Here is a 24,472-nt window from a genome sequence, read left to right on the forward strand (position 1 = left end):
CTTCTCTTCATCATATGGGCCGATGCCCGAAATAGTACGGGTATTCCATCTTCTCCGCCACGCGCCGCGCGAATTCGCGGTCGGTCAGCGACTCCACCACGAACACGCCGAGATCGAGCGAGGACGATACGCCGCCGCCCGTGAACACGTCGCCGTCCCGGACGCAGCGCTCCCGGGCAACCTCGCCGCAATACGGCGCCAGCAACTCGTAGGCGGAAGCGTTCGTAGTCGCCCGCCTGCCCCGCAGGAAGCCCGCCGCGCCGAGCAGCAGCGCCCCCGTGCAGACGGACGCCTTATACCGCGCGCGCTCCGCCGTTCGCAGCCAGGCGACGTACTCCTCGTCGAACCGCAATTGCCGCGTCGGCCAACCGCCCGGCACGAACACAAGGTCATAGCCGGACAGGTCCGGCTTCACGCGCGCGATGTTCATCGAGAGCCCGCGATCGTCCGCGATTTGCGCCTTGTCCGCGCAGAAATCCCACGTCAGGCTCTCGTCCGCGCCGAGCATTTTCATCCAGGTCACCGCTTCGTAGAACCCCGAGAAATCCAGCAAGGTCATGCCGTCGAACATAATGAACGCGATCTTCATCCCGCAGCCCCGTCCTCTCCATAGCTCGTTTATGATAGCATTCGTATTTCGACATCAGGAAGAAAAACCCTTTTCGTATCGGCAACCGAGCGGGAACCGTCTGAAATTATGGTACATTAAGGATACGAACGCCGCGGATCGAACCGCGAAATTTTTTTTGGAAACTGTCACAGCCGCCCGCCCCTCCCCGTCTTGTAGGTAACTTGAACAAGAGGAGGCGGTTGCCATGCAACGCGCGGAAACAATCGTGATCGGCGGCGGATTGTCGGGACTACTGGCATCGATCGAGGTGGCGCAAGCCGGAAGGAAGGTCGTCCTGCTCGAAAAGTCGTCTCATGTGGGCGGACGGGGAATATCGGTCCGAAAGAACGGCGCGCTGCTGAATCTCGGCGGGCATGCGTTATATCGCGGCGGTACGGCTTTCGCCACGCTTCGGCGGCTCGGCGTTCGGCTCGACGGCAGCGTCCCGGGCACCTCGGGGACGGTTATCTGGAAGAACGGACTCTCCCCGCTGCCGGCCGACCCGCTGCGGCTGATCACCTCGAAGCTGTTCCGGTTCTCCGGCAAAGTCGAACTCGGACGTCTGCTCGGGCGTCTCGGCAAAACCGATTTCTCGGCGATCGGCGACGTGTCGCTGCGCGAATGGGCCGAGCAAGAGGTGCATGACCCGATGGTCCGCCATCTGTTCTATGCGCTCAGCAGGACGGCCACCTACAGCTGCGACATCGATTACCAGCTCGCCTCGCCCGTCCTCAAGCAGGTGCAGCTCGCGCTGAAGGACGGCGTGCTTTACCTGGACGGCGGCTGGCAGCGTATCGTTGATCAGCTTCGCGATCTGGCGGTGCGAAGCGGCGTCGAGATCCGGACCGGCGCGGGCGCAACCGCCATCGCGCATGAAGACGGCGCGGTGCAGGGCGTGCTTCTCGGCGACGGGGAGCTGCTGCGCTCGGGAAGCGTCATCAGCACGCTGCCGCCGGGCGACAGCTTCCGGCTCACGGCCGGTGCGGAACGCACTTCCCTGCTGCGATGGAAAGAAGACGCGCGCCCCGTTACGGCGGCTACCCTCGATTTGGCGTTGAACCGGCTGCCCGTGCCGGGGCGGGATTTCGTCCTCGGCCTCGACCGGCCGATCCTCTTCTCGAATCATTCGCGGGCGGCGAAGCTGAGCGATGACGGCAGCATCGTGACGCATTTGATCCAGTACCACGTTCCCGGCGAGAACCGGGCCGACGAAGCGCTGCTCGCGCGAACGATGGATTTGCTGCACCCGGGCTGGCTGCAGGCGGCCGCGGCCAAGCAGTTCCTGCCGAGCATCACGGTCGTGCACGACTACCCGCACAGAGGCCGTCGGGACCGCAAGCCCGGACCTGCCGTGCCGGAAATTCGCGGCTTGTACGTCGCCGGCGACTGGGCCAGCCACGGCGAGATGCTCGCCGACGCGGCGGCGGCCAGCGCGGTCCGCGCCGCCGCCCAAGCGATCCGGGACGCCAAAGCGGTCCCCGGCGCCGAGCCTGCGCTGGCCGGGCATGCAAGCCGCGCTTAATCGTATCCGTGCCGCGAGCGAACGCGGCCATGGACTTCAAGGAGGCGCTCCGACGCATGGAGAACGAGAAGATCTTGATAACGGAAGAGCTGTACGCGTCGTACAAGACGCTGTTATTCACGCTCGCCTACCGCATGCTCGGCAGCGTCATGGATGCCGAGGACATCGTCCAGGAAGCCTTCCTCTCCCTGCAGGGCAAGGAAGCGGAACGGATCTCGAACGTGAAGGCGTACCTGTGCAAAATCGCCACGAACCGCTGCATCGACCGGCTTCGTTCCGCGCAGAGGCAGCGCGAGGTCTACGTCGGTCCCTGGCTGCCGGAGCCGCTCGTCGCGGATTGGGCGGGCGACGTGGAAGTTTTCGCCGGCTCCGGCTTCGGCTCTAGCAGCCTGGAGGACGATCCCTACCAGGCCTATGCCCGGCATGAATCGGTCTCCACGGCGTATTTGCTGCTCCTGCAGCAGCTGTCCTCGGTCGAGCGCGCCGTGTTCCTGCTGCGCGAGGTGCTGCAGTACGACTACGACGAGATCGCGGACATCGTCGGCAAGAGCAGCGCGAATTGCCGCCAGATCTTCCGCCGCGCCAAGCGCGGCATCCAGCCGGAGGACGAACGGAACTCGCCTTCGGCCGGAGTGCCCGCCGCGCCCGGCCATCAGCAGCTGGTCGAGCAGTTTACGGCGGCGCTGACGAATGGCGATATCGGCAAGCTCTTGCACCTGCTCTCGCCGGGCGCCGCCCTATTTTCCGACGGCGGCGGCAAGGTAACCGCGGCCGTCAACCCGATCATCGGCGCGGCGCGCATCTCCGGCTTCCTGCAAGGCGTGCTGAAGAAGCTGGATCCCGCCAGCTTGTCCTACAGGCTCGCCCTTGTCGGCGGGCAGCTCGGCCTCGTCACGTACACGGACGGAACGCCATCCGGCGTCTTCTCGTTCCGTGCCGAGCAAGGCCGCATCGCGAATATCTATGTCGTCGTGAATCCCGACAAATTGACCGGCGTGACCTGAGGCTGCCCGCGGGAACGCCGAAGCGTCAGCCGGACCGAGCCCGAAGCCGCATGTGGATTCGCTCCTATCCGAACCGGGCTAACCCCGCGCAAAGTCCGAACCGGGCCAAGTCCGCGTAAGGAGCCGCCTTGCGTTCAATGATCGCGTCATGCGCCGAACAACAACAAGAAGCCTCCGAACCACGGTCAACGTGGATTCGGAGGCTTCTTTATCATTGCGACAGGATTAGAACCGTTTAAAAATCCGCGCCGGCTCCGGAGACCGCACGCTTCCCGCCGCCATCGCCGCAACGGCGACCAACCCTGCCGGCGCGGGACAGCCTCCGCTATACCTTGAACCGCGACACGGCCTGCTGCAGCTCGCCGGATATCCCGCCTAGGCCGTCGGCGGTGCGGGATACCTGCGCCATCGCGCCCTTCTGCGTGGCGGCTGCCGCCGTAATCGTCTCGGCCAGCTCCGTCGTCTGCCGCGACAGCTCCGCCAGCTCGGCGATGGAAGCCGATACCTCCTGCGAGCTCGCCGACATCTGCTCGGAGATGGAATAGACGTCCAGCATCTGCTCGGCGACCTGCTGCACGGAGCCGGACAAATCCCGGAACGTGCCGCCCGTCCGTTCGGCTCCCAGCTGCAGCGCCGTGACCTCGCCCAAGCCATGGTCGATCGCGGTCACGGCCGATCGCGTCTCGAGCTGCACGCGTTCGATCAGATCCGCGATGCGCTCGGTGGACAGCTTGGACTGTTCGGCCAGCTTGCGGATCTCGCCCGACACGACGGCGAAGCCGCGGCCGTGCTCGCCCGCGCGCGCCGCTTCGATGGACGCGTTCAGCGCGAGCAGGTTCGTCTGCTTCGACACCGTCGCGATCATCACCGTCACGTCCCCGATCTCCTCGGACATGACGCGCAGGCGTTCCATCGCTTCGACGGCCCGCTCGACCGTGGCCACGACGTCCGCGATTTGCGCCATGCTGCCCTGCATCTGCTCGTTGCCTTCTCCCGCGCGCGTCCGCGCGAGTCCGGACGCGTCCGACGCATGGCCGGCCGATTCCGCCACACGGCCGATGCCGGCGGCCATCTCCTCCATCGCCCGGCTGCTTTCCTGCGTGCCATGGTATTGACGGGCCGAATGGCTGGACAACCGTTCCATCGCGCCGGAGATCGACCGGGAGGATTCCTCCGAGGCGTGCACGCCCGACTGCAGCGTCTCCGAAGCCGCGGTCACCTGGCGCGAGGTCTCGGCGATATGCTCGATCAGCGCGCGCAAATTGCCGGTCATGTGGTTGAAATGCTGCGCCAGCAGTCCGATCTCGTTGCGCGAGCGAATCTCGAGCGTTCCGGAGAGATCCCCTTCGGCGGCTTTCTCCGCCAGCGCGCCGATGCGGCGAAGCGGACGCAGGAACAGGCGAACCGACGCCGCGATCACGGAGATGCCGACGAGCGCGGCCAGCAATCCGATGAGCGAGCTGCGGTACAGGTCGCGCTTCAGCGTCTTGGTAATGAACGCGTTGTTGAAGTCCAGTCCCGCGTAGGCGACCAGCTTGCCGTCGGCATCCTTGATGGCGCTGACGACGCTGATCCACACGCCGAAATCGTCTTTATAGGCGTCCGTGCTGCTGACGCCGTCTTTCTCCGCCCGCTCGAGCGCTTCGCGCAGCGCTTTCTTCGGCACATACGGCGTGGCCGGCTTTTCGTCCGCGTACAATTCCGCGTTGGACAGCAGGTTGAGCAGCGCGGGCTCGCCGTCCTGCTGGGTCCAGTCCGGATAGAACAAGTACGCGTTCTCCACGAGCTCGGAAGCCGCGGCGCGGTCCATCTCTTCCTGCACGTGCATGACGCCCGGAACCGTTTTGTACGCTTCATCGTCGTTCTTCAGCGCCGTCTTGGACGTCTCGATCTCGTCCAGTTCGAGCATCAGCGGCGAATGGAACATGCTCTCGAGCGCCAGCAGCTCGTCCATGACATGCCGCTTCTGCTGAGAATAAGATACCGCCGTAAGCATCACGCATAATGCCAAATAACAAACGCCGGCGATAAAAGAAATTCTGAAGGCCAACGAGCGGAAATAGCCGACGGACGTTTGGCTGCGCTTAATCTGCTGCGAGTATGACATGGTACGAAAGCACCTCCGGGTATCGAATGATCTGAGTCTTGCCTACTATTCGAAAGATACCCGATAATGGTAAGTTGGTCAATTATACCAGAATAATTTGTCGAAAATAGCAAAATACTGCCGAATTTCGACAGCGAAAATCAATCGGGTCAACGACCGACGGAACAAAAAAAACGCACCGGCGCCCGACGGAACGAAAGTCCGGCGAAGCCCGATGCGTCCTAGCGGCAAGCGCCGCGATTCCCTGCTGCCGCTAATCCCCGAAACGGTACGTCCGCGACCAGGCCAGCGTCTCTCCCGGCGCGATCCGGACGGGAGCGAACATCTCCGGCGACACGTTGTGCGCCATGCCCCAGACGGCGATCAGCTCCACGCCGAAGCCGCAGGCCTCGCTCATCCGCAGGCCCGACGGTCGATGCGTCAACGTCCAGCCGCCCGGCATCGGTGCGCCTTCCCCGCCCGGATGCAGGCGCGCGTAGAAATCGCGCTCCGGCACGCTGCCCCATTCCAACCGGTCCGCTTCCGCCCGGATATCGCCGACCTGTACCTTGAATGCCGAAGAGCGCTCTCCGGCAAAGGCAAGCGTGTAGTCCGGTCCGACCGTCTCCCTGTCGAGGCAGACGAAATTATGCGCGTATTCGTTGGTCGCGATCGGACGCGAGCCCGTATTGACCAGCTCGTAATCCACGCGCAGCGTCCGGTGCTCGGCCGTCAGCCGTTTACGGTACCGCACCGCATAGCCTAGGCATTCCTCCGGATGGACGGTGAATGTTACGCTGTTTGCGTCCGTTTGCTCGACGTCGATGCGATAAGGCCGCACCTCGTACACCTTCATGAACTGATACGGCGCCTCCGATTCGCGGCGCAGCAGCCCCACGCCCAGCTTCGGAAACCATTCCCCCGGCTTCGCTTCGTCGTAACCCAGCTTCATCTGGTTGTCGAATTCGCCGCACAGGCCGGCTCCCTTGGTGGGATCCCCTATCCCCGGCAGCTCGTACGCGCAAAACGTATGCGCATCGTCCAGCGTAACGCCCGTGACGAACCCCGTCCGGTCGAACCGGGCACCGCCAACCTCGCTTGGATGCTTGACGGCTACGGCCAGCCGATCGCTGCGCAGCATAATGTCCTCCATCATGAATCGCTCCCCCTTTTCCGGTCATCCTAAGAACAATCGATTCGCGGGAAATGTTCCGATTCCTGCCGGGCGGGAGGCTCTCGGACGCAAAAAACTCCATTCCGCCGAAACGGAATGGAGTAGAATCAGAATAAAATTGAACCGGAATGGAGCGAAACCCGCGCAATTTGCTATACTGAAGCCATTCATGCTCGACTGCGAAGGAGTTTCTGTCCATGCTGTTAAACAAAGGCGAAATTCTCTTTCGCCAAGGGGAATCCGGTCCGCTCTTCCGCCTGCGCGGCGGGCTGCTCAAGATCCTTCGCATTCACGCGGACGGCACGCCGTTCCTCGTCAATCTCATCACGCCGGGGGAAACGATCCCCCATCATTCCCTCATCAGCCCGAATCCGTACTTCGGCACGGCCGTCGCGCTCGTGCCTTCGGAAGCGGAGGTCATCTCCGCGCCCGAATGGTACCGGCAGATTGAGGACGATCCCGCAAAGTGCCGGGACATCGCCCTGCAGCTGCAGGACAAGCTGCGCATGATGCAGCAGCGCATCGACCAGCTCACGCAGGTGGCGCCCGCCGATAAGCTGCGCAAGCTGCAAGCGTGGCTCCGCCTCTATATCGGGCCGGCCGAGCTGACCGACGTGCTGACGCAGGACGAGATCGGCCAGCTGATCGGCCTGCGCCGCGAGACCGTCAACCGGCTGCTTCGTGCGCAGCGAGCCGAAGGCTGAGCAGGGCACGTTCCGGCAAGTTTCCGGCGGGCCGGCCAGCGCCGCGATGCCGCTAGGCGCGATACCCGCGAATCAGTCCAATCCCCCGGCCGGACCGAAGAATTCGAAATGAATATCCTCGGCCGGCACCCCCCACTCCTTCAGCGCCAGGTTGACCGTCCGCATGAACGGCTCCGGACCGCAGAAGTAGAACCCCGCATCGCGCATCCCCGCTGTCTGCTTCAGCCACGGCAGGTCGACATATCCTTCTTTGTGGAACGCGCCCGCTTCCCTGTCCCGCTCCGTCGGATTCGCGTATACCCAGTATGCCTCGAAGTTCGGCCGATCTTGCACGAGGCCGTCCACCTCGTCCTTGAGCGCGTGCATGCCGCCGTGCTGCGCCGCATGGATAAACGTCACCTTGCGCTCCGGCTGCGTCTCCGCGATGGTGCGCAGCATGCTCACCATCGGCGTCAAGCCGACGCCGCCGCTGATCAGGACGACGGGGCGCGAATCGCTGCGGTCGAGCGTGAAGCTGCCGGCCGGTGCCGAGACCGGCAGAACGGCGCCTTCCTCGATCTCTTCGTGCAGATAGACCGAGACCCTGCCGGCCGGACGGTCCGGCACGGTATTCTCCCGCTTCACGGAGATCCGGTAATGTCCTGCGCCCGGCGAGCCCGACAAGCTGTACTGGCGGATGTGCGTATGCTCTTCGCCCGGAATGGCCAGCTTCACGCTGATATACTGCCCGGGCTCGAATGCCGCGATCTCCCCGCCGTCCGCCGGCACCAGATAGAACGACGTAATGACCTCGCTCTCGCGCTCCTTGCGCGCGACTTTGAATGCGCGGAAACCTTCCCAGCCGCCCCGCTGCTTCTCCGCTTGCTCGTACATCTCCTTCTCGACGCCGATGAACGCGCCGGCGATCACGCCGTAGGCTTCGCCCCAAGCGCCGATGATCTCGTCCGTCGCGGCGTCGCCGAGCACTTCCTTGATCGCGCCGAGCAGATGCTCGCCGACGATGGGGTAATGCTCCGGCTTGACGCCCAAGCTGCGGTGCTTGTGCGCGATGCCCCTCACGACCGGCAGGATCGACTCCAGCTTATCGATATTGGCCGCGGCCGCGTATACCGCGTTCGCGAGCGCCGTCTGCTGCCTGCCCTGCTTTTGATTGGCGTGATTGAATATATTCAGCAGCTCCGGATGGCTTTCGAACAACCGCTCGTAGAAGCGCTTCGTGATCGTTGTGCCGTGAATCTCCAACACCGGTACCGTGGATTTGATAATGGCGATCGTTTCTTGTTTTAGCATCGTGATTCCTCGCTTTCTTGTCGCTTGGATTTGATGTCTCCAGTATACGGTTCGGGAGATCGATCCCGGTGTGATTGCAATCACAGCGATTAGGGCGAATGTGTGACTATACTGGATAAATCTTCCCGCGAGGGAGAACCAGCGTAAATATTTTCCATTCGCACAGGAAACGACGCGGTTTTTGTCGAATTAAGCGGGTAAAGATTAGCGACCTCATAGCCCAAGGAGAATGCAGCGATGATCCAAGTAAACGAAGCGCGCAGGAAACAAATCACGTACACCGGCATCACGGAGCAGGACCTGGCTTATTTGCGGAGCAACCGGCCGCTCTTCGAGCAGATCACGAGCCTGGTCGTCGACCAGCTCTACGAGAAAGTCGCGGCGATACCCGAGCTGCGGGCCATCATCGACAAGCACAGCACGCTGGAGCGGCTGAAGGAAACGCAGCGCCGGTACTTCCTGTCCATGACGGACGGCGTCATCGACGACGCGTTCATCGAACGCCGGATCGCGATCGGCCATATCCACTCGCGGATCGGCCTGACGACCGACTGGTACCTCGGCACCTACATGCTCTATCTCGATACGGCGGTACAGAATTTCCAACGCATCGCGCCGGACTCGTGGATGACCATCATCCTCGCGTTGTCCAAAATGTTCAATCTCGACTCCCAGCTGGTGCTCGAAGCGTACGAGAAGGACGAGAAGGATAAAATCCAATCGCTCTCGGACGCCAGGCAGTCGACGCTGACGACGATCAGCCGCATCGTCCAGGAGCTCTCGGCCATGATCGTGGAGCTCGGCAGCAGCAGCCAATCCGTCGCGGATTCGGCCAGCCATACGGCGGACATCCAGGATCAGGCGAACCTCAAGGTGCGCGAGCTGCAGTCCAAGATCGGCGAGATCGACGGCATCGGCTCGCTGCTGCAGGAAATCTCCGACCAGAGCCAGCTGCTCGGCATCAACGCCGCCATCGAAGCGGCGCATGCCGCGGACCACGGCCGCGGCTTCGGCGTCGTCGCCGGCGAGATTCGCAAGCTCGCCAGCCATTCCAAGGATTCGCTCGTCACCGTGCGGGCGAAGCTGCAGGAGATCTCGGGGGTCATCGGCGAAGTCATGCGCGACGCCGAGCGGACGTCGATGCTGGCGCGCGACCAGGCGGCCAGCTCGCAGGAGCTGACGTCCTTCGTGCAGATGATCGAGACGATCACGCTGGAGCTGGAAAGCATCCGGTAGCGCTGGAAAGCTTCCAGCAGCTCTGGAAAGCTTCCAGCAGCCGTGCTATAGTAAGGCTAACCGAATACCTTGTTTATTCACTAGGGGAGTCTGACGACTGAGACGCGGAACCGATCCGCGGACCCTTGGAACCTGATCTGGGTGATGCCAGCGTAGGGAAGTGGATGGAAACCGACCAAGACGCGCCATGCCGCGTTTCGAGGCGCCCGCCCCTTTCCTTATTCGGAAACGGGAGCGGGCTTTTTCTATTGCATCATAAGGAGGTGCGCTTATGGCGGCGTTATTGTCCCTGCACGATGTCTCGTTCGCGTTCGGCCGCGGCCGCGCGGGCGGCGACCGGCTGTTCGACGGCCTCTCGCTGGAGGTGCGCGAAGGCGAATTCGTCTCCGTCGTCGGCGCCAGCGGATCGGGCAAGAGCACGCTGTTCAAGCTGATCGCCGGGCTGCTGGAGCCGGCCGGCGGCGAGATTTCCCTATACGGCGAGCGCGCGCCGCGCCGCCTCGGCCGGATTGCCTACATGCCGCAGCAGGATCTGCTGCTGCCGTGGCGCACGGTCATGGACAACTGCCTTCTGCCGCTGGAGCTGACGCCTCAAGGCCGGAGCGCGGACGGCAGGAGCGAGGTCCTGAAGCTGCTGAAGCTGCTCGGACTCGAGGGCTGCGAGGACGCGTATCCCGCCGAGCTGTCCGGCGGCATGAAGCAGCGCGCCGCATTCCTGCGCACGCTCATGGCCGGGCAGCCGCTCCTGCTGCTCGACGAGCCGTTCGGCGCGCTCGACGCCATGACCAAGCGCGAGCTGCACCGCTGGCTGCTGGGGTTGTGGGGCGATCTGAACAAGAGCGTCCTGTTCATCACGCACGATCTCGAGGAAGCCATCCTGCTGAGCGACCGCATCTACCTCATGCCCGTGGCCGGCAGCGGCGAACCGGCGCGGGAGCTGCGCGTCGAACTTCCGCGGCCGCGGGATTCCCGGATGAAATACGAGCCTGCCTTTATTCGGTTCAGGCAAGAATTGGAGCGGCTGCTGGATGACCAAACGCAAACCGCTACTTAACGCGCTGCTCGCGCAGTACGGACTGTTTCTGCTCCTGCTGCTCGCGCTGCTCGGCGCCTGGGAATGCGGCGTCCGGCTGGGCTGGGTGCCGTTCTTCATCCTCCCCGCCCCGACGTCCGTCGCGGAAGCGCTCGGCGAGGACGCGCATCTGCTGTTCGGCCGGCATCTGGCCGCCACCGTCACGGAATCCGCCCTCGGCTTCCTGCTCTCCGTCTGCGTCGGCTCGCTGCTCGCGACCTTGATGCATATGTACCGGACGCTCGACAAGGCGCTGTATCCGTTCATTATCGTAAGCCAGACGATTCCGCTCATCGCGCTCTCGCCGGTCTTCATCCTCTGGTTCGGCTACTCGATCTGGAGCAAGGTCGCCGTCGTGTTCCTGACCGCCTTCTTCCCGATCGTCGTCGGCGCGTACGACGGACTCGGCAAGGGCGATGCCGGCTACAGGGACCTGCTGCTCACGATGGGCGCCGGCCGGTGGGCGATCTTCCGCAAGGTGCAGGTGCCGCTGGCGCTGCCTTCCTTCTTCTCCGGACTCAAGCTGTCGGTCGTCTACAGCGTCGTCGGCGCGACGATCGGCGAATGGCTCGGAGGCAGCGAAGGACTCGGGTATTTCACCCGCCGCATGTCCGGCAGCCTGCAGACGGATGCCATGTTCGCATCGGTATTCCTCCTGTCCGCGCTCGGCGTCGTGTATTTCTTGCTCATCGTAGGGCTGGAATATTGGCTGGTTCGCAGGAAGCGGCGGCGATCCGCTTTTCGATAAACCGCAGCGAAGATTTTCCCATTCTTAGGCAAGGGAAGGATGCTTCGAGAAGCTCCTTGCCGCGCTTTCAAAAAGAAGGACGGATCGCATATGAAGAAGCACTCCTCTCTACCCGTATTGCTTGCCGCATCGCTGTTCGCGCTGCTGCTCGGCGGCTGCGGCTCGTCGAACGGCAATGCCGGGACGAATGCCGGCGCCGGCGATAACGCCGCCAACGCGCCGCTGCAGAAAATCACGCTTATGCTGGACTGGTATCCGAACGCGGTCCATTCGTTCCTCTACGCCGCGCAGGAACAAGGGTACTTCGAGAAGGCCGGCCTCGATGTCGACATTCAGATGCCCGCCGACACGAACGACGCGCTCAAGCTCGTCGCCGCCGGCAAAATCGACCTCGCGCTCACGTATCAGCCGCAGGTGCTGATGGCGCGCGGCGAGAACATTCCCGTGAAATCCATCGCCGCGATCGTGCGGCATCCGCTCAACCACCTGATGATCCCGGCGGGCAGCGGCGTGCATTCGCCGAAGGATCTGGCCGGCAAAACGGTCGGCTTCTCGTCCATCCCGCTTTACGAAGCCATGGCGCGCACCATGATCAAGCAGGACGGCGGCGATCCCGACAAGGCGAAGATGATCGACGTCGGCTACGACCTCATCCCTGCCGTCTCGACGGGCAAAGTGGACGCCATCATCGGCGGCTTCATCAATCACGAGCAGCTGATCCTGGACAAAGAAGGCCATCCCGTCGATTCGCTGGATCCCGCCGCTTACGGCGTGCCCGATTATTACGAGCTCGTGCTCGCCGCCAGCGACGACGGGCTGAAGGCCAAACGGGACGTCTTCGCCAAATTCGCGGAAGCGGCGGCCGAAGGACAGCAGTACGTGACGGAGCATCCGGATGACGCGCTCAAGACGCTGCTCGACCACGAGGACGGTAACTCTCCGCTCGATGCGGATATCGAGGCGAAGAGCCTTCGGATTCTGCTGCCGCTCATGACCGACAAGGACCAGCCGTTCGGCTCGCAGGATCCCGCGTCCTGGGACCGCGTGAAGGCGTGGCTCGTCGATAACGACCTGCTTCCCGCCGACGTAAAGGCCGAAGATGCCTATCTGAGTTTGACCCCCTAAGGAGGAAGAAGAAGATGTCCTATCTTGATCAGGTTCGTTCCCGCAATCCGCTCGTGCATAACATCACCAACTGGGTGGTGACCAACTTCACCGCCAATGGACTGCTCGCCTTGGGCGCTTCGCCCATCATGGCTTACGCGCACGAGGAAGTCGAAGACGTGGCGCGGATCTCCGGCGCCGTGCTGCTGAACATGGGCACGCTCGACGCGGCCGTCGTGCAGGCGATCCTGCTTGCCGGCAAGGCGGCCAACGCGCAGGGCGTGCCGGTCGTCTTCGATCCCGTCGGCGCCGGCGCGACGCCGTACCGGACCGATTCGGCGCGCCGGATCGCGCAGGAGGTGCGGTTGACCGCGCTGCGCGGCAACGTGGCGGAGGTCGCCAACGTCGTCGGCGAGAGCTGGTCGATCAAAGGCGTGGATGCCGGCGCGGGCGAAGGCGACGCCGTTGCCCTCGCCGTGCGCGCGGCGCGGAAGCTCGGCTGCCTGGTCGTCGTGACCGGCAAGGACGATATCGTCACGGACGGCGAGACGACGCAGGTCGTCAGCAACGGCCACCCGATCCTGACCCAAGTCACCGGCGCCGGCTGCCTGCTGGGCTCCGTGATCGCCGCGTTCCTGGCCGTCGCCGGGGATGGCCGCGAAGCGCAGGTCGCGGCCGCCGCCGAAGCGCTCGCCTTCTACGGCGTCGCGGCGGAGCTCGCATTTGCGGCGACGGAAGGCCGCGGGCCCGGCAGCTTCCAGATCGAGTTTCTGAACCAGCTGGCGCTGGTATCGTCCGATACGCTGCGGCAGCGGGCGAATATCGCGCAGCCGGTTTGATGAACTTCGGGCGGGATAAAGGGTGCTTGCGGAACGATTGGTTGATTGAATGGCCCGTCGCGCTTTGAAGGGCGAAGCATCAAAGGAGGAACCTCATGAGCACCATGTATAAAGCTTTGACGATCGCGGGTTCGGACAGCGGCGGCGGCGCCGGGATTCAAGCCGACCTGAAGACGTTTCAGGAGCTCGGCGTCTACGGCATGTCCGCGCTGACCGCGGTTACCGCGCAGAATACGCTCGGCGTCCATGGCGTCTACCCGATGGCGCCCGCCGCCGTCGCCGCGCAGCTCGACGCGCTCGGCGACGATTTGCCGCCGGACGCGGTGAAGACCGGCATGCTGTTCAGCTCCGAGATCATCCGCGTCGTGGCGGAGAAAGCGGCGCAATACGAATGGCGCCGCCTCGTCATCGATCCCGTGATGGTCGCCAAGGGCGGCTCGCGGCTCCTGCTGCGCGAGGCGGTCGACGCCCTCGTCGCGCATCTGCTTCCGCTCGCGCTCGTGACGACGCCGAACATTCCCGAGGCTGAAATGCTGACGGGCATGCGGATCGCGAGCCTGCAGGACCGCGAGGTCGCCGCGAAGACGCTCGTGGAGATGGGTTCCCGCTATGCGCTCGTCAAAGGCGGCCACGGCGCGCCGGACGAACCGATGGTGGATCTGCTCTACGACGGCAAGGCGTTCCGCTACCTCGAAAGCAGGCGGATCGATACCCGGCACACGCACGGAACGGGCTGCACGTATTCCGCCGCGCTTGCGGCCGGGCTCGCGCAGGGCCGGACCGTCGAGGAAGCGACGGACACGGCCAAGGCTTTCATTCAGGCGGCGATCGAGGACGGGCTGGGGATCGGCGCCGGGCACGGACCGACGAATCATTTCGCTTATCAACGCAGAAGAAGGGGCGGGAACGCATGATGCCGCGCAGGCTTGAAGAGGACGTTCGTCGGGCTCTGCGGGCGTACCTGATCATGGGCAGCACGAATTGCCCTGCGGGCGTCGACCCCGCGGAGCTGCTGCGCGAAGCGATCGAAGGCGGGGTCACCTGCTTCCAATTCCGCGAGAAAGGCCCCGGCTCCCTTGCCGGCGAGGCCAGGCTTGCGCTGGCCAAGCGGCTTCAGGCGGTCTGCCGGGCGCACGGCGTCCCCTTCATCGTCAACGACGACGTCAGCCTGGCGGCCGCGATCGGCGCCGACGGGATCCATGTCGGGCAGGACGACGAACCTGCCGCGTCCGTTCGTGCGCGGATCGGTACCGACGCGATATTCGGCGTATCCGCGCATACCGTGGAAGAAGCGCGCCGGGCGCTCGCGGACGGCGCCGATTATCTCGGCATCGGGCCGATCTTCCCGACCGGCTCCAAGCCCGACGCCGCAGCGCCGCAGGGCACGCGGCTGCTCGAGGAGCTGCGCGCCGCCGGCATCGCGGCGCCGCTCGTCGGCATCGGCGGCATCGCGCCGGGCAATGCCGGTTCCGTGCTGGCCGCCGGCGCCGACGGCGTGTCGGTCATCTCGGCGATCACGCGCGCGCCTTCGCCGAGGGAAGCCGCGCGGCTGCTGGCTGGCGCCGGGACGGCGTAACCGAGCAGCCGCTGCCCCGGCGGGCTATCGACCAGAACGGCCTGCAAGCACGCGCGGGCTCGCCGGCCTTTTTCTGGTTTATTGCGTTTAACCGTCCCGCACATGGTGCCGCGTTTCACGGCACACTCGCTACGCATTACATAATAAGATTGAACTCCTACATCGCATGAAATCGCTAAATACCGCTAAATGGATGTACATTTGCAGCACTTCCGGCCGCAATCAAGACCGGTCACGTAAATGACTGCACATTTGCAGTAATTCCACTCCTACATCGCATGAAATCGCTAAATACCGCTAAATGGATGTATATATGCAGCTTTTCCACCCGTAATCCAGACCGGCCACGTAAATGACTGCACATTTGCAGTAATTCCACGCTAACGCAACCATGGCTGCCCCCGCCGGCGGCCATCCCCGCGTATTCCGCCGAATCGACGGGAAACCGCACAATCGCGAACGATCCTAGCCTCGACAAAAACAGCCCCGGCCGCATTCCGCGCCGGGGCTATCCATACCGCTACTATTCATCAGGCGCCGAACGCCCTACTTCATCAATTGCTTCACCAGCTCGCGGTTGCGTTCCTTGAACCGCTCGTTGTGGGACGACACCATCCCGTATTTTTCGGCGTCCGGCTGGATGAACTGCTTCGCCTTGTTCACGGCGTTCGCCGCGTCCTGGAAAGCCCCGGCGATCAGATGGAGCTTGCCGTCGTGCATCAGGATATCGCCCGCCGCATACAATCCCGGCACGGACGACTCGCTGGTGACGCTGCCGGATACGTAGAAATCCTCCAGCATCTCGATGTTCAGCTCGCTCGACTGCAGCAGCGTCGAATCGCGGTCGTAGCCGTGATTGATGACGATCTCGTCGGCCTCCAAGGTGGAGATCTCGCCGGTCTCGTGGTTCGTCAGCTCCACGCGTTCGATCGTCTCGTGATTGCCGCTCGCGAACAGCTTCGTGATCGAGGAGTGGAACACGCACGCCGCGGAGCTGTTCAGCAGCTGCTGCACCTGCGCTTCATGCCCGGACAGCGTGCCTTTGCGGTGGACGACGACAACCTGCTTGGCGATCGGCTCCAGCTCGTTGGCCCAATCGACGGCGGAATTGCCGCCGCCGGACACGATGACGGTCTTGTCTTTGAACGTGCGCAGCGATTTGACCGTATAGTGCAGGTTGCCGACCTCGTACCGCTCCGCGCCCTCGATCGCGAGCTTCGTCGGCTTCAGGATGCCGCTGCCCACCGCGACGATGACGGTCTTCGAATAATGCACGGTTCCGGAAGCCGCGCGCAGCTCGAAGATCCCCGCTTCATTGCGCCCGATGGCCTCCACCTTCTCGTTCAGCACGACCTCGGGGCCGAAGGTCAGTCCTTGCTCGACGATTTGCTCGATCAGCTTCGCGCCGGGAAGCGGCGTCAGCCCGCCGATATCCCAGATCATTTTCTCCGGATAGACATGCACCTTCCCGCCGAGCTGCGGCTGAAATTCGATGATTTTCGTTTTCATTTCCCGAAGTCCGCTATAGAAAGCCGAGTATAGCCCCGCCGGGCCGCCTCCGATAATCGTCAAATCGTATAAATCCGCTGCATTCATGGCCGATCGCCCCTTTGCTATGTACTGACGGTGATAATCATTCTCAGTTACTATAAATATACACGGCCCAGCCGCTTATTTCAAGACGCTATTGACAACCATTCTCAATGACCGTATCTTTATCAATGGCGATAGTGATAATCGTTATCAATGAAATCTCACCATATTCTATTTAAAGGGGTTTATTCTATCATGAAAAAAGCTTTATTCCCGGTTCTCGCACTGCTTCTCCTCCTCCTCAGCGCTTGCGGCAATTCCGCGAACAACGCCAACAATGCCGCCGAGGGGAACGGCGCCGCCACGAACAACGCGGCAACCGATACCGCGCCTAGCGGCAATAACGCAGCGGCGGATAATGCCGCGGCGAACGATACGGCTGCTTCCGGCACGATCACGTACCAATCCCAGACCGGACCCGTCGAAGTGCCGGCCAACCCGCAGCGCGTCGTCGTGCTCGCTTCTTACGCGGGCGACCTCATCCAGCTCGGCGTCAACGTCGTCGGCGCGGATGCCTGGTCCATGAAGAACCCCCGTTTCGCGGACGCGCTGAAAGGCGCGAAGGAAGTGACCGACGAGGATCTGGAGAAAATCATCGAGCTTAATCCCGACCTGATCATCGGTCTCGATAACGTCAAGAACCTCGATAAACTCAAAGAAATCGCGCCTACCGTCGTCTATACGTACGGCAAAGTCGACTACCTGACCCAGCATCTCGAGATCGGCAAAGCGGTCAACAAAGAGAAGGAAGCGCAAGCCTGGATCGACGACTTCAAGACGCGCGCCGCGGAAGCCGGCAAAGAAATCAAAGCCAAAATCGGCGAAAAAGCAACCGTATCCGTTATCGAAAACTACGACAAGCAGCTGTACGTCTACGGCGACAACTGGGGCCGCGGCACCGAAATCCTGTACCAGGCGATGGGCCTGAACATGCCCCAGAAGGTCAAAGACACGGCGCTGAAACCGGGTTACTACGCGCTGTCCACGGAAGTGCTGCCGCAATTCGCGGGCGACTACGTCATCCTGAGCAAATTCAGCGATACCGACAATTCGTTCCAAAATACCGACACGTACAAGAACATTCCGGCCGTGAAGAACGGACACGTGTTCGAAGTGAACGCCAATGAATTCTATTTCAACGATGCCGACACGCTGGACTTCCAGCTTGATTTCTTCAAGAAGAGCTTCTTGGGACAATAAGGCGATGGCTGGCAATCCCTCGCGCTCCATTCCTTTTGCCTACAAACTGGCGGCGGCCATCCTCGTCCTCATCGCGATGTTCGTCGTCGCCATGGCGTTCGGGGCCGCCCATACTTCATTGAACGACGTCTGGCTCGCGCTCACGACCGACCGGTCGGGAGAGAACCTCTCCGTCCTCCGCGAGATCAGGCTGCCGCGCGAGATCGCGGCGATCTTCGTGGGCGCGGCGCTCGCCGTGTCCGGATCGGTCATGCAGGGGATGACGCGCAACCCGCTCGCCGATCCAGGCCTGGTGGGCCTTACGGCCGGTGCTAACGCAGCACTGGCTATTACTATCGCTATCGTGCCGTCGGCCAACTATTTCTGGATCACGATCGCCTGCTTCATCGGCGCGGCCGTCGGTTCGCTGCTCGTGCTCGGCGTCGGGGCCGCCAAGAAGGGCGGCTTCTCGCCGCTTCGCATCGTCCTGGCCGGCTCGGCCATCTCGGCGTTCCTGTATGCGGTCGCGAGCGGCATCGGCCTCGTATTCAAGATCTCGAAGGACGTCTCCATGTGGACGGCCGGCGGCATGATCGGGACCGATTGGGGACAGCTTCAAGTGATCATCCCGTTCATCTCCGCCGGCATCCTGATCGCGCTGGCGCTGTCCCGGCAGCTGACGATTCTGAGCCTGAGCGAGGACGTCGCCGTCGGGCTCGGCCAGAAGACCGCCGCCATCAAGGCGGTGCTCTTCCTCGTCACCGTGCTGCTCGCCGGCGCTTCCGTGGCGCTGGTCGGCAACCTGACGTTCCTCGGGCTGATGATTCCGCATATCGTGCGGGCGATCGTCGGCACGGACTACCGGTTCGTCGTCCCGATGTCGGCCGTATCCGGCGCTACGTTCATGCTGCTTGCCGATACGCTCGCCCGGACGTTGAACGCGCCGTACGAAACGCCCGTGGCCGCGATCGTCGCCGTCGCGGGACTGCCCTTCTTCCTCTACATCATGCGCAGAGGAGGTCTGGCGATCAAATGATCCGTTCCGCACTCCTCCGCAAGCAGCGGATCATCCTGCTCGCGCTGGTCGCGCTGATCCTGCTGACCGTCTTCGCCGGCATGGGGCTCGGCTATTCCAAGCTCTCGTACGGCCGCCTGCTGCCGACGCTCTTCGGGCACGGGACGTTCAAGGAGCATTTCGTCCTGTACGACGTCCGCCTGCCGCGCATCATCATCACGCTGCTTGCGGGCATGGCGCTGGCGCTGGCCGGCTCCATCCTGCAGAGCGTAACGCGCAACGACCTGGCCGATCCCGGCATCATCGGCATCAACTCCGGCGCCGGCGTCGGGGTCGCCCTGTTCTTCCTGTTCATGCCGATCGACGCGGGCTCGTTCGCGTACGTGCTGCCGATGGTCGCGTTCGGCGGGGCCTTGCTCACGTCGGCGCTGATCTACCTCTTCGCCTACAAGCGGCATGCGGGCCTGCAGCCCGTGCGGCTCGTCCTGACCGGCGTCGGCTTCGCGATGGCGCTCGACGGCGTCATGATCGTGCTGATCTCGTCCGCCGATCGGGAGAAGGTCGACTTTATCTCGAAATGGCTGGCCGGCAGCATCTGGGGCACGGACTGGCCGTTCATCTGGGCGCTCGCGCCGTGGCTGGCCGTGCTGATCCCGTTCGTGCTTTATAAGGCGAACAAACTGAACCTCCTGGCCATGGACGATGCCGTCGCCGTCGGCGTCGGCGTCTCCCTGACCAAGGAACGCCTCGTGCTGCTGCTCGCGGCCGTCGCGCTGGCAGCCTCCGCCGTGTCCGTGGCGGGCAGCATCGCCTTCGTCGGACTGATGGCGCCGCATATCGCGAAAGCGCTGGTCGGGCCGCGCAACCAGCTGTTCGTTCCCGTCGCCGTGCTGATCGGAGGCTGGCTGCTCGTGCTGGCCGACACGATCGGCCGCAACGTGGTCGGCCCGAGCGGATTACCCGCGGGTATCGTCGTCGCGCTGATCGGCGCGCCGTACTTCGTATACCTGCTGCTGAAGAAAATATAAGCGGGTTTCGCCGCGCAACCGGTATGCCGCGCCGCATGGCCATGCGGCGATGCAAGCCGAACAAGCACTTCGCCTCCGATGCCGAAGTGCTTGTTTCGCGTTAAGCCGATCGGTTGCGGCAGCATCCGTCTTTCCGATCCGCAGACTCCGGCCGACGCGCAAAAAGGCTGTCCGAAAGGACGGTCGTCGAGCCGGCAGCGGGCCCGAACCGCCTTTATCACCCCCGCCCGCTTCCCGGCCTTGCCGGAAAGATAAGCGTTCCGGCTGTTCAAACCTCCGGTAATTCCATATACTTGAAGGACCTGGACTTCAACGAAGGGAGATCGCGGAACCATGGAAGGATCTTCGTTTTATCTCTATATCGTCCTGATCGCGGCACTCATTCTCTGGCGCCGGACGCGGGCCATGTACCGCCCGATCAAGGGGAACGGACTGCGGCTGCTGCTTCCGGCGGTCTACATTGCGGTGATCAGTATCCCCATCGCGGCCGGTCCGAAAGTCGAGGCCGACGCCTGGGAGTTCGTCGTCGCGTTCCTGATCGGCGCCGTGCTCTCGATTCCGCTTATCCTGACCACGAACTACGAACGCCGCGAGGACGGGCAAATCTATGCCGCGAAGAACCGCAGCTTCGTCATCGCGTTCCTGGCGATTTTCGTCGTTCGCTTTGCGCTTCGGGACTACTTCGCGTTCATCGGGCCCGAGACGGAGGCGGCGCTGTTCGTCATCGTGGCGGCCGGCTACGCGGTACCTTGGCGGATCGCGTCGTATATGAAGTACCGCAAGCTGCTCGTGGACCGCATCGCGGCGCCATAGACGATTAATGGACACCATGCGAATGGTGTCTTTTCTTGTTGCCGCCGAAGCGGCGGCAGCCATCAATATAAATGATTTCGGGTATCGCTTACTTCCATTAGGCAAACGCCCGTCCCGGAATTACAATGGGAACATATCGGCAAACCAAGCGAGGTTCATCCTCGCAAAAGGAGTGGGAACGACATGGAGTTGAAGCATAAAACCGCGATCGTGACAGGCGGCGGCACCGGAATCGGCAGGGCGGCCAGCCTGCTGCTCGCTAGCAAAGGAGCCAAGGTGTGCGTCAATTACTCGCGCTCGCGGGAAGAGGCGGAAGCCGTCGTGCGGCTGATCCGCGAACAAGGCGGCCAAGCGATCGCGGTTCAGGCCGACGTCTCCCGGGACGAGGAGGTGCGCGCCATGGTCGAACGCGCGGCGGAAGCCTTCGACGGCGTGCAGCTGCTCGTCAATAACGCCAGCTTCACCCATCATATCGCCTTGAACGACCTGGAGGCCGTCACGGACGAGGTCTGGGACTCGCTGTTCGACGTGAACGTGAAGGGCATGTTCCGCTGCGCCCGAGCGGCCGCGCCTTGGATGAAGAAGGCGGGCCAAGGCGCCGTCGTCAACGTCGGCAGCGTCTCGGGACAGACCGGTCTCGGCTCCTCCCTGCCTTACGCCGTCTCCAAAGCGGCGGTTCACGGGCTGACCAAATCGCTCGCCCGCGCCCTGTCGCCCGACATTCGGGTGAATGCCGTCGTGCCGGGCGCCGTCGCGACGAGATGGTGGGCGGGACGCGAGGAGCAGATGAAGCGGCTCGCCCCGAACCTGCTGCTGCAGCGCATCTCCGCGCCCGAAGACGTTGCGCAGCTGATCTGCGCCGCCCTGGAGCAGGAAGCGATGACCGGCCAGTTGATCACCGTGGACAGCGGGCAGACGCTGTAAGCAAGCGCAACAGGCCAGCCGCCCCATTTCCCGGTTGTCGGTCGGGGCGATCAACGGTTCCGGTGTCCTCCAAACGCCAAAATCCCGGCCAACTTCCGGCCGGGCGTCATGCATGTCCATCTCCCAGGCACGAACGTGTCGGGCTTATTCCATTTCCTTCCTCCGGGTAAAGCCAAACGTGCCGGGCGGGGACATGCGCGCCCCATAACTCGCACGCGACGACAAGACCCTCGTATCCATTCTCCAATGAATGCCGAGGGTCTTGTCGCATGGCCTCTGCTTTTGTGCGTGTATCAATCGAAAAATCGAAAGGGAACGATTAACCCTTCATCGCGATCCGCGAAGGGACAGCTCCGTTCCTATCTTATGCCCGGCTCTATTTGAACCGCTGCGGGAACTGCTTCACGATTCCGTCCGTCAGAAAATCGGCCAGGATGACGATATGGTCCTCGCCCTTGTCGAGCGCCGTCATGTCCCCTGCCCGGTCCTGTTTCAGGCGGGCCGTGAGCGCGTCGGCAACCATGCCCAAAAATGTCGGTAGAACAAGTCGTGCAGTTCCTTCTCCGATAATTTCGGATTCGCCTTGGTTAGGAACGCAACGATGTCGTCCCCGTTTCGGTACCACAGCTTGCTCTGCTTCTCCGCTTCGGCCGTATCTCCGGCCTTGGAAGCGACCAAAATCTTGCCCGCGAGCCGGATATGCTCCTTCAGCAGCGCCGCCAGCTTATTGCCCGCCTCTTCGCCGTAGAACGGCTTGACGGCATTGCCGATGTCCTGCTGGTTTTGCAGCAAACGGGCCAGTATCGCCTCTTGATCGGGCGTGCCCGCGACGGCGCTGACGATATAATCGCGCGTCAAATTCACGTGATCGAGCCACTATCTGCGCATATCCCCCTGCGGCTTGACCGCGGCGGGACTGAGGCATGGCGCATGCGCAGCCGAATGGTCCAGCTGGCGCGCCTGGTGTCCGGTTCCGGCAGCCCCTGCCGACAGCGGCGCCGCGCCGAGCGCAAGCCAAGCAAGCTCGCGTTCAGAAATCGACTTCTCATGATGGTGGGAGAACATTCGTGCATTAGTGTTAGCACTCCCGCCCGAATCATGCATGAAGCCTTAGGTTGTCATGTCTGGATGATGTACCGGAAGTTCTCGACCGCCGAATCCCGGGGATAGTCGTCCGCGCGGCGCAAATGATCGTAGAAGCTGCAGGGGAATTTGAACGCATGACCGAAATCCCAATCCTCCGCGGCGCGGTCCTCGGTCCAGTACGCTTCCTCCGTCGGCAGCCATTCCGCCCGCGGCGCGAGGCGGAGCGGCAGCCGGTCCACCGGGGAGACGAGTTGCACGCCGCCGCCCATGTCCGGCTCGCGGCTTGCCCGAAGCACCTTGACCATCGCGAGCAGCTGAGGCAGCCCGGCCCGAAACAGTTCGCCGTAACCGAAATCATGCAGCAGGTTGAGCGCATGCGAGAACGTCAGCGTATGGCCGATCAAATCATGATGCGCCTCCGCCCGGTAGATCCGTTTGAAGGCGGCAATCTCCGACAACACCAGCCCGGAGAGCCGCGTCGGACTGCCGACTCCCTCCGTCTCGGTATCCGCTTCCCGCGCCAGACGCTTCACCTCGGATACCCGGAAGCCGATCCAGGACCGCCCGGGAATCGTGCCCTTGAACGACCGGACCAAAGCCGCGATGCCGCCGATATCGTCCGCCGTTCCCCATCTCCCGAGCTCGCGCAGCGCACTAATGGCAAGCGCCGAGTAGATGAAATTATGCCCGACCCAGTGGAGCCCGTCCAGCGTATCGGCCAGCGCCTGCACGATCTCGCGCTCCGCGTCCCCGCAGGGCGTCTCCCCGATCGAACCCGGTCTCGCAGCATGATCGTCCCCGCGCAACGCATGCGCGGCGATCATGCGGTCCGTCTGATGCGCGATAGCCGATTCCGCGGCAGCGGAGAGCCCGTTATCGCGCCGGAACAGATCGCTCGCGATCGCAGCCGCGCCGTAATGCGCTTCCCAGATATCGCCCGTCCGCGCCTTGCAGGAGGCGATGATTCCAAGACCCGCCGACAAGTGCCGAAGATCCGGCTTCGACATCGGTTCTCCTCCTTTTCCTTGTATTCCCCAACTCCCTTTGCTTCTCCGTCTGCCTCCCCGGTCTCTCGCACTCGCCGCCCGCTTACGCTTGCAGCCGCTGGATCAGCGCTTCCAAGCCGATGTCCGCCAGCGACGACAGCCGCAAGTCCACGGCTTCGAACGCCAATTCGCGCGTGACGCCGTTGGGCACCGCGACGCAGCGGAGACCGGCGGCTTTGGCCGCCTTCGCGCCGTTCGGCGAATCCTCGAACGCGACCGCTTCCTGCGGCTCGATGCCGAAGGCTTGAATCGCCTGCAGGTACAGCTCGGGATCGGGCTTCACCAATTTCACGTCGTCGCTCACCCGGATGCACTCGAAGTACGGCAAGATATTCAGCTTGTCCAGATACCCCGTCACCCAAGCGCGGCTGGAGCTCGACGCCAAGCCGATGCGCAAGCCCAGCGCCCGGGCCGTCCGCAAATACGCCTCCACGCCCGGCCGGATCGTCTCCTCCGCCATCAGCCGCTCGAATTTGGACTTGTGCAGTGCCCGGAGCTCTTCCCGGTTGACGGGTCTGCCCAGGCAAGCCGCCAAATGATCGTACGGATCGAAGCCGCTGTTGTTCGTGCCGACGCACTGTCCCCAGACGCCCAGCTCCAGCTCATGCCCATGCTCGGCGAATATTTCCCGGAACGCCGTGTATTCCGGAACCTCGGTATCGTAGATCAAGCCGTCAAAATCGAAAATTATCGCTTTTATCAACGCTGGCTGCCTCCCGAAAATCGAATCTCGCTCTTTAACTACTTCTCGCTCCGGCTTCCCAACCCTTCCGGACGCCGCCCTGCAAAACGCGAAAACGGCAAACCCCGCAGGGTCCGCCGT

General features: G+C 63.0%; 23 protein-coding genes and 1 riboswitch. Of the genes, 15 read left to right on the top strand and 8 right to left on the bottom strand.

What is annotated here, in order from left to right; all coding sequences use genetic code 11:
* Positions 1–10: 10 nt before the first annotated feature.
* Positions 11–589, bottom strand: coding sequence for a DJ-1/PfpI family protein (locus tag AC50YL_RS29925; protein WP_494836848.1), 579 nt, complete (start codon positions 587–589; stop codon positions 11–13).
* 226 nt (positions 590–815) lie between these two features.
* Here AC50YL_RS29925 and AC50YL_RS29930 point away from each other — a divergent pair, with 226 nt between their 5' ends.
* Together AC50YL_RS29930 and sigJ are read left to right on the top strand one after the other, a co-directional pair.
* Entirely contained in the window at positions 816–2,132 is a 1,317-nt protein-coding gene (locus AC50YL_RS29930) for a phytoene desaturase family protein (protein WP_494836849.1), read from the top strand.
* A gap of 56 nt (positions 2,133–2,188) precedes the next feature.
* The gene (gene sigJ / locus AC50YL_RS29935) at positions 2,189–3,136 is read left to right on the top strand and encodes an RNA polymerase sigma factor SigJ (RefSeq protein WP_494836851.1); all 948 of its coding nucleotides are present in this window, start codon (positions 2,189–2,191) and stop codon (positions 3,134–3,136) included.
* Positions 3,137–3,461: 325 nt separating this feature from the next.
* On the opposite strand, the gene AC50YL_RS29940 is transcribed toward sigJ, so the two are convergent.
* Both AC50YL_RS29940 and AC50YL_RS29945 read right to left on the bottom strand, forming a co-directional pair.
* Entirely contained in the window at positions 3,462–5,243 is a 1,782-nt protein-coding gene (locus tag AC50YL_RS29940; protein WP_494836852.1) for a methyl-accepting chemotaxis protein, read from the bottom strand.
* Between the two features lie 253 nt (positions 5,244–5,496).
* Positions 5,497–6,378 carry a hypothetical protein gene (locus tag AC50YL_RS29945; RefSeq protein WP_494836853.1) on the bottom strand — a complete coding sequence of 294 codons (882 nt, stop codon included), beginning with the start codon at positions 6,376–6,378 and terminating at the stop codon, positions 5,497–5,499.
* 215 nt (positions 6,379–6,593) lie between these two features.
* Between AC50YL_RS29945 and AC50YL_RS29950 the strand changes: the two genes are divergently transcribed.
* On the top strand, positions 6,594–7,100 hold the full coding sequence (locus AC50YL_RS29950; protein ID WP_494836855.1) for a Crp/Fnr family transcriptional regulator: 507 nt from the start codon (positions 6,594–6,596) through the stop codon (positions 7,098–7,100).
* A gap of 72 nt (positions 7,101–7,172) precedes the next feature.
* On the opposite strand, the gene hmpA is transcribed toward AC50YL_RS29950, so the two are convergent.
* Positions 7,173–8,390, bottom strand: coding sequence for an NO-inducible flavohemoprotein (gene hmpA, locus AC50YL_RS29955; RefSeq protein ID WP_494836857.1), 1,218 nt, complete (start codon positions 8,388–8,390; stop codon positions 7,173–7,175).
* A gap of 237 nt (positions 8,391–8,627) precedes the next feature.
* Between hmpA and AC50YL_RS29960 the strand changes: the two genes are divergently transcribed.
* From AC50YL_RS29960 to thiE, 7 genes are all read left to right on the top strand, one after another.
* Positions 8,628–9,626: a protoglobin domain-containing protein gene (locus AC50YL_RS29960; RefSeq protein ID WP_494836858.1), complete on the top strand. Its 999-nt coding sequence runs from the start codon at positions 8,628–8,630 to the stop codon at positions 9,624–9,626.
* Between the two features lie 72 nt (positions 9,627–9,698).
* A riboswitch (TPP riboswitch) is annotated at positions 9,699–9,802 on the top strand.
* A gap of 95 nt (positions 9,803–9,897) precedes the next feature.
* Complete coding sequence (locus tag AC50YL_RS29965) at positions 9,898–10,680, top strand: ABC transporter ATP-binding protein (RefSeq protein WP_494836860.1); 783 nt, start codon at positions 9,898–9,900, stop codon at positions 10,678–10,680.
* Positions 10,655–11,446 (top strand): ABC transporter permease, encoded by a 792-nt coding sequence (locus AC50YL_RS29970; protein ID WP_494836861.1) that lies wholly within the window; start codon positions 10,655–10,657, stop codon positions 11,444–11,446. Before AC50YL_RS29965 ends, AC50YL_RS29970 begins: the two co-directional genes overlap by 26 nt.
* Before the next feature lie 90 nt (positions 11,447–11,536).
* Positions 11,537–12,571, top strand: a complete 1,035-nt coding sequence (locus tag AC50YL_RS29975; RefSeq protein ID WP_494836862.1) for an ABC transporter substrate-binding protein — start codon at positions 11,537–11,539, stop codon at positions 12,569–12,571.
* 14 nt (positions 12,572–12,585) lie between these two features.
* Positions 12,586–13,389, top strand: a complete 804-nt coding sequence (gene thiM, locus AC50YL_RS29980) for a hydroxyethylthiazole kinase (RefSeq protein ID WP_494836864.1) — start codon at positions 12,586–12,588, stop codon at positions 13,387–13,389.
* Between the two features lie 95 nt (positions 13,390–13,484).
* On the top strand, positions 13,485–14,303 hold the full coding sequence (gene thiD / locus AC50YL_RS29985; protein ID WP_494836866.1) for a bifunctional hydroxymethylpyrimidine kinase/phosphomethylpyrimidine kinase: 819 nt from the start codon (positions 13,485–13,487) through the stop codon (positions 14,301–14,303).
* Positions 14,303–14,965: a thiamine phosphate synthase gene (gene thiE / locus AC50YL_RS29990; protein ID WP_494837147.1), complete on the top strand. Its 663-nt coding sequence runs from the start codon at positions 14,303–14,305 to the stop codon at positions 14,963–14,965. Before thiD ends, thiE begins: the two co-directional genes overlap by 1 nt.
* 546 nt (positions 14,966–15,511) lie before the next feature.
* Here the strand turns inward: thiE and AC50YL_RS29995 are convergent.
* Complete coding sequence (locus tag AC50YL_RS29995; RefSeq protein ID WP_494836867.1) at positions 15,512–16,561, bottom strand: NAD(P)/FAD-dependent oxidoreductase; 1,050 nt, start codon at positions 16,559–16,561, stop codon at positions 15,512–15,514.
* Positions 16,562–16,753: 192 nt separating this feature from the next.
* Between AC50YL_RS29995 and AC50YL_RS30000 the strand changes: the two genes are divergently transcribed.
* The 5 genes from AC50YL_RS30000 (at position 16,754) to AC50YL_RS30020 (ending at position 21,517) form a co-directional block, all read left to right on the top strand.
* Entirely contained in the window at positions 16,754–17,758 is a 1,005-nt protein-coding gene (locus AC50YL_RS30000; RefSeq protein WP_494836868.1) for an iron-hydroxamate ABC transporter substrate-binding protein, read from the top strand.
* A gap of 4 nt (positions 17,759–17,762) precedes the next feature.
* On the top strand, positions 17,763–18,773 hold the full coding sequence (locus tag AC50YL_RS30005; RefSeq protein WP_494836869.1) for a FecCD family ABC transporter permease: 1,011 nt from the start codon (positions 17,763–17,765) through the stop codon (positions 18,771–18,773).
* Positions 18,770–19,780 carry a FecCD family ABC transporter permease gene (locus AC50YL_RS30010; RefSeq protein WP_494836870.1) on the top strand — a complete coding sequence of 337 codons (1,011 nt, stop codon included), beginning with the start codon at positions 18,770–18,772 and terminating at the stop codon, positions 19,778–19,780. The genes AC50YL_RS30005 and AC50YL_RS30010 overlap by 4 nt, the downstream gene beginning before the upstream one ends.
* A gap of 333 nt (positions 19,781–20,113) precedes the next feature.
* Positions 20,114–20,593 carry a CcdC protein domain-containing protein gene (locus AC50YL_RS30015; RefSeq protein WP_494836871.1) on the top strand — a complete coding sequence of 160 codons (480 nt, stop codon included), beginning with the start codon at positions 20,114–20,116 and terminating at the stop codon, positions 20,591–20,593.
* Positions 20,594–20,776: 183 nt separating this feature from the next.
* Positions 20,777–21,517: an SDR family NAD(P)-dependent oxidoreductase gene (locus tag AC50YL_RS30020; RefSeq protein ID WP_494836872.1), complete on the top strand. Its 741-nt coding sequence runs from the start codon at positions 20,777–20,779 to the stop codon at positions 21,515–21,517.
* Between the two features lie 492 nt (positions 21,518–22,009).
* Here AC50YL_RS30020 and AC50YL_RS30025 read toward each other — a convergent pair whose 3' ends face one another.
* The 3 genes from AC50YL_RS30025 to AC50YL_RS30035 form a co-directional block, all read right to left on the bottom strand.
* Positions 22,010–22,381 (bottom strand): hypothetical protein, encoded by a 372-nt coding sequence (locus tag AC50YL_RS30025; protein ID WP_494836874.1) that lies wholly within the window; start codon positions 22,379–22,381, stop codon positions 22,010–22,012.
* A 254-nt stretch (positions 22,382–22,635) separates the two neighbouring features.
* Positions 22,636–23,610: a hypothetical protein gene (locus AC50YL_RS30030; RefSeq protein WP_494836875.1), complete on the bottom strand. Its 975-nt coding sequence runs from the start codon at positions 23,608–23,610 to the stop codon at positions 22,636–22,638.
* An 82-nt stretch (positions 23,611–23,692) separates the two neighbouring features.
* Positions 23,693–24,352 (bottom strand): HAD family hydrolase, encoded by a 660-nt coding sequence (locus AC50YL_RS30035; protein ID WP_494836877.1) that lies wholly within the window; start codon positions 24,350–24,352, stop codon positions 23,693–23,695.
* Positions 24,353–24,472 lie beyond the last annotated feature (120 nt).

Source organism: Paenibacillus sp. J22P277, assembly GCF_059383675.1.

Coding starts and splice junctions, on each gene's coding strand:
- AC50YL_RS30010 (WP_494836870.1), top strand. CDS start 18,770: ATGATCCGTTCCGCACTCCTCCGCAAGCAGCGGATCATCCTGCTCGCG.
- AC50YL_RS29945 (WP_494836853.1), bottom strand. CDS start 6,378: ATGATGGAGGACATTATGCTGCGCAGCGATCGGCTGGCCGTAGCCGTC.
- AC50YL_RS29975 (WP_494836862.1), top strand. CDS start 11,537: ATGAAGAAGCACTCCTCTCTACCCGTATTGCTTGCCGCATCGCTGTTC.
- AC50YL_RS29925 (WP_494836848.1), bottom strand. CDS start 589: ATGAAGATCGCGTTCATTATGTTCGACGGCATGACCTTGCTGGATTTC.
- thiM (WP_494836864.1), top strand. CDS start 12,586: ATGTCCTATCTTGATCAGGTTCGTTCCCGCAATCCGCTCGTGCATAAC.
- AC50YL_RS29950 (WP_494836855.1), top strand. CDS start 6,594: ATGCTGTTAAACAAAGGCGAAATTCTCTTTCGCCAAGGGGAATCCGGT.
- AC50YL_RS30030 (WP_494836875.1), bottom strand. CDS start 23,610: ATGTCGAAGCCGGATCTTCGGCACTTGTCGGCGGGTCTTGGAATCATC.
- AC50YL_RS30020 (WP_494836872.1), top strand. CDS start 20,777: ATGGAGTTGAAGCATAAAACCGCGATCGTGACAGGCGGCGGCACCGGA.
- AC50YL_RS29970 (WP_494836861.1), top strand. CDS start 10,655: ATGACCAAACGCAAACCGCTACTTAACGCGCTGCTCGCGCAGTACGGA.
- sigJ (WP_494836851.1), top strand. CDS start 2,189: ATGGAGAACGAGAAGATCTTGATAACGGAAGAGCTGTACGCGTCGTAC.
- AC50YL_RS30015 (WP_494836871.1), top strand. CDS start 20,114: ATGGAAGGATCTTCGTTTTATCTCTATATCGTCCTGATCGCGGCACTC.
- AC50YL_RS29995 (WP_494836867.1), bottom strand. CDS start 16,561: ATGAATGCAGCGGATTTATACGATTTGACGATTATCGGAGGCGGCCCG.
- thiD (WP_494836866.1), top strand. CDS start 13,485: ATGAGCACCATGTATAAAGCTTTGACGATCGCGGGTTCGGACAGCGGC.
- AC50YL_RS30005 (WP_494836869.1), top strand. CDS start 17,763: ATGGCTGGCAATCCCTCGCGCTCCATTCCTTTTGCCTACAAACTGGCG.
- thiE (WP_494837147.1), top strand. CDS start 14,303: ATGCCGCGCAGGCTTGAAGAGGACGTTCGTCGGGCTCTGCGGGCGTAC.
- AC50YL_RS29930 (WP_494836849.1), top strand. CDS start 816: ATGCAACGCGCGGAAACAATCGTGATCGGCGGCGGATTGTCGGGACTA.
- AC50YL_RS29965 (WP_494836860.1), top strand. CDS start 9,898: ATGGCGGCGTTATTGTCCCTGCACGATGTCTCGTTCGCGTTCGGCCGC.
- hmpA (WP_494836857.1), bottom strand. CDS start 8,390: ATGCTAAAACAAGAAACGATCGCCATTATCAAATCCACGGTACCGGTG.
- AC50YL_RS30000 (WP_494836868.1), top strand. CDS start 16,754: ATGAAAAAAGCTTTATTCCCGGTTCTCGCACTGCTTCTCCTCCTCCTC.
- AC50YL_RS29940 (WP_494836852.1), bottom strand. CDS start 5,243: ATGTCATACTCGCAGCAGATTAAGCGCAGCCAAACGTCCGTCGGCTAT.
- AC50YL_RS29960 (WP_494836858.1), top strand. CDS start 8,628: ATGATCCAAGTAAACGAAGCGCGCAGGAAACAAATCACGTACACCGGC.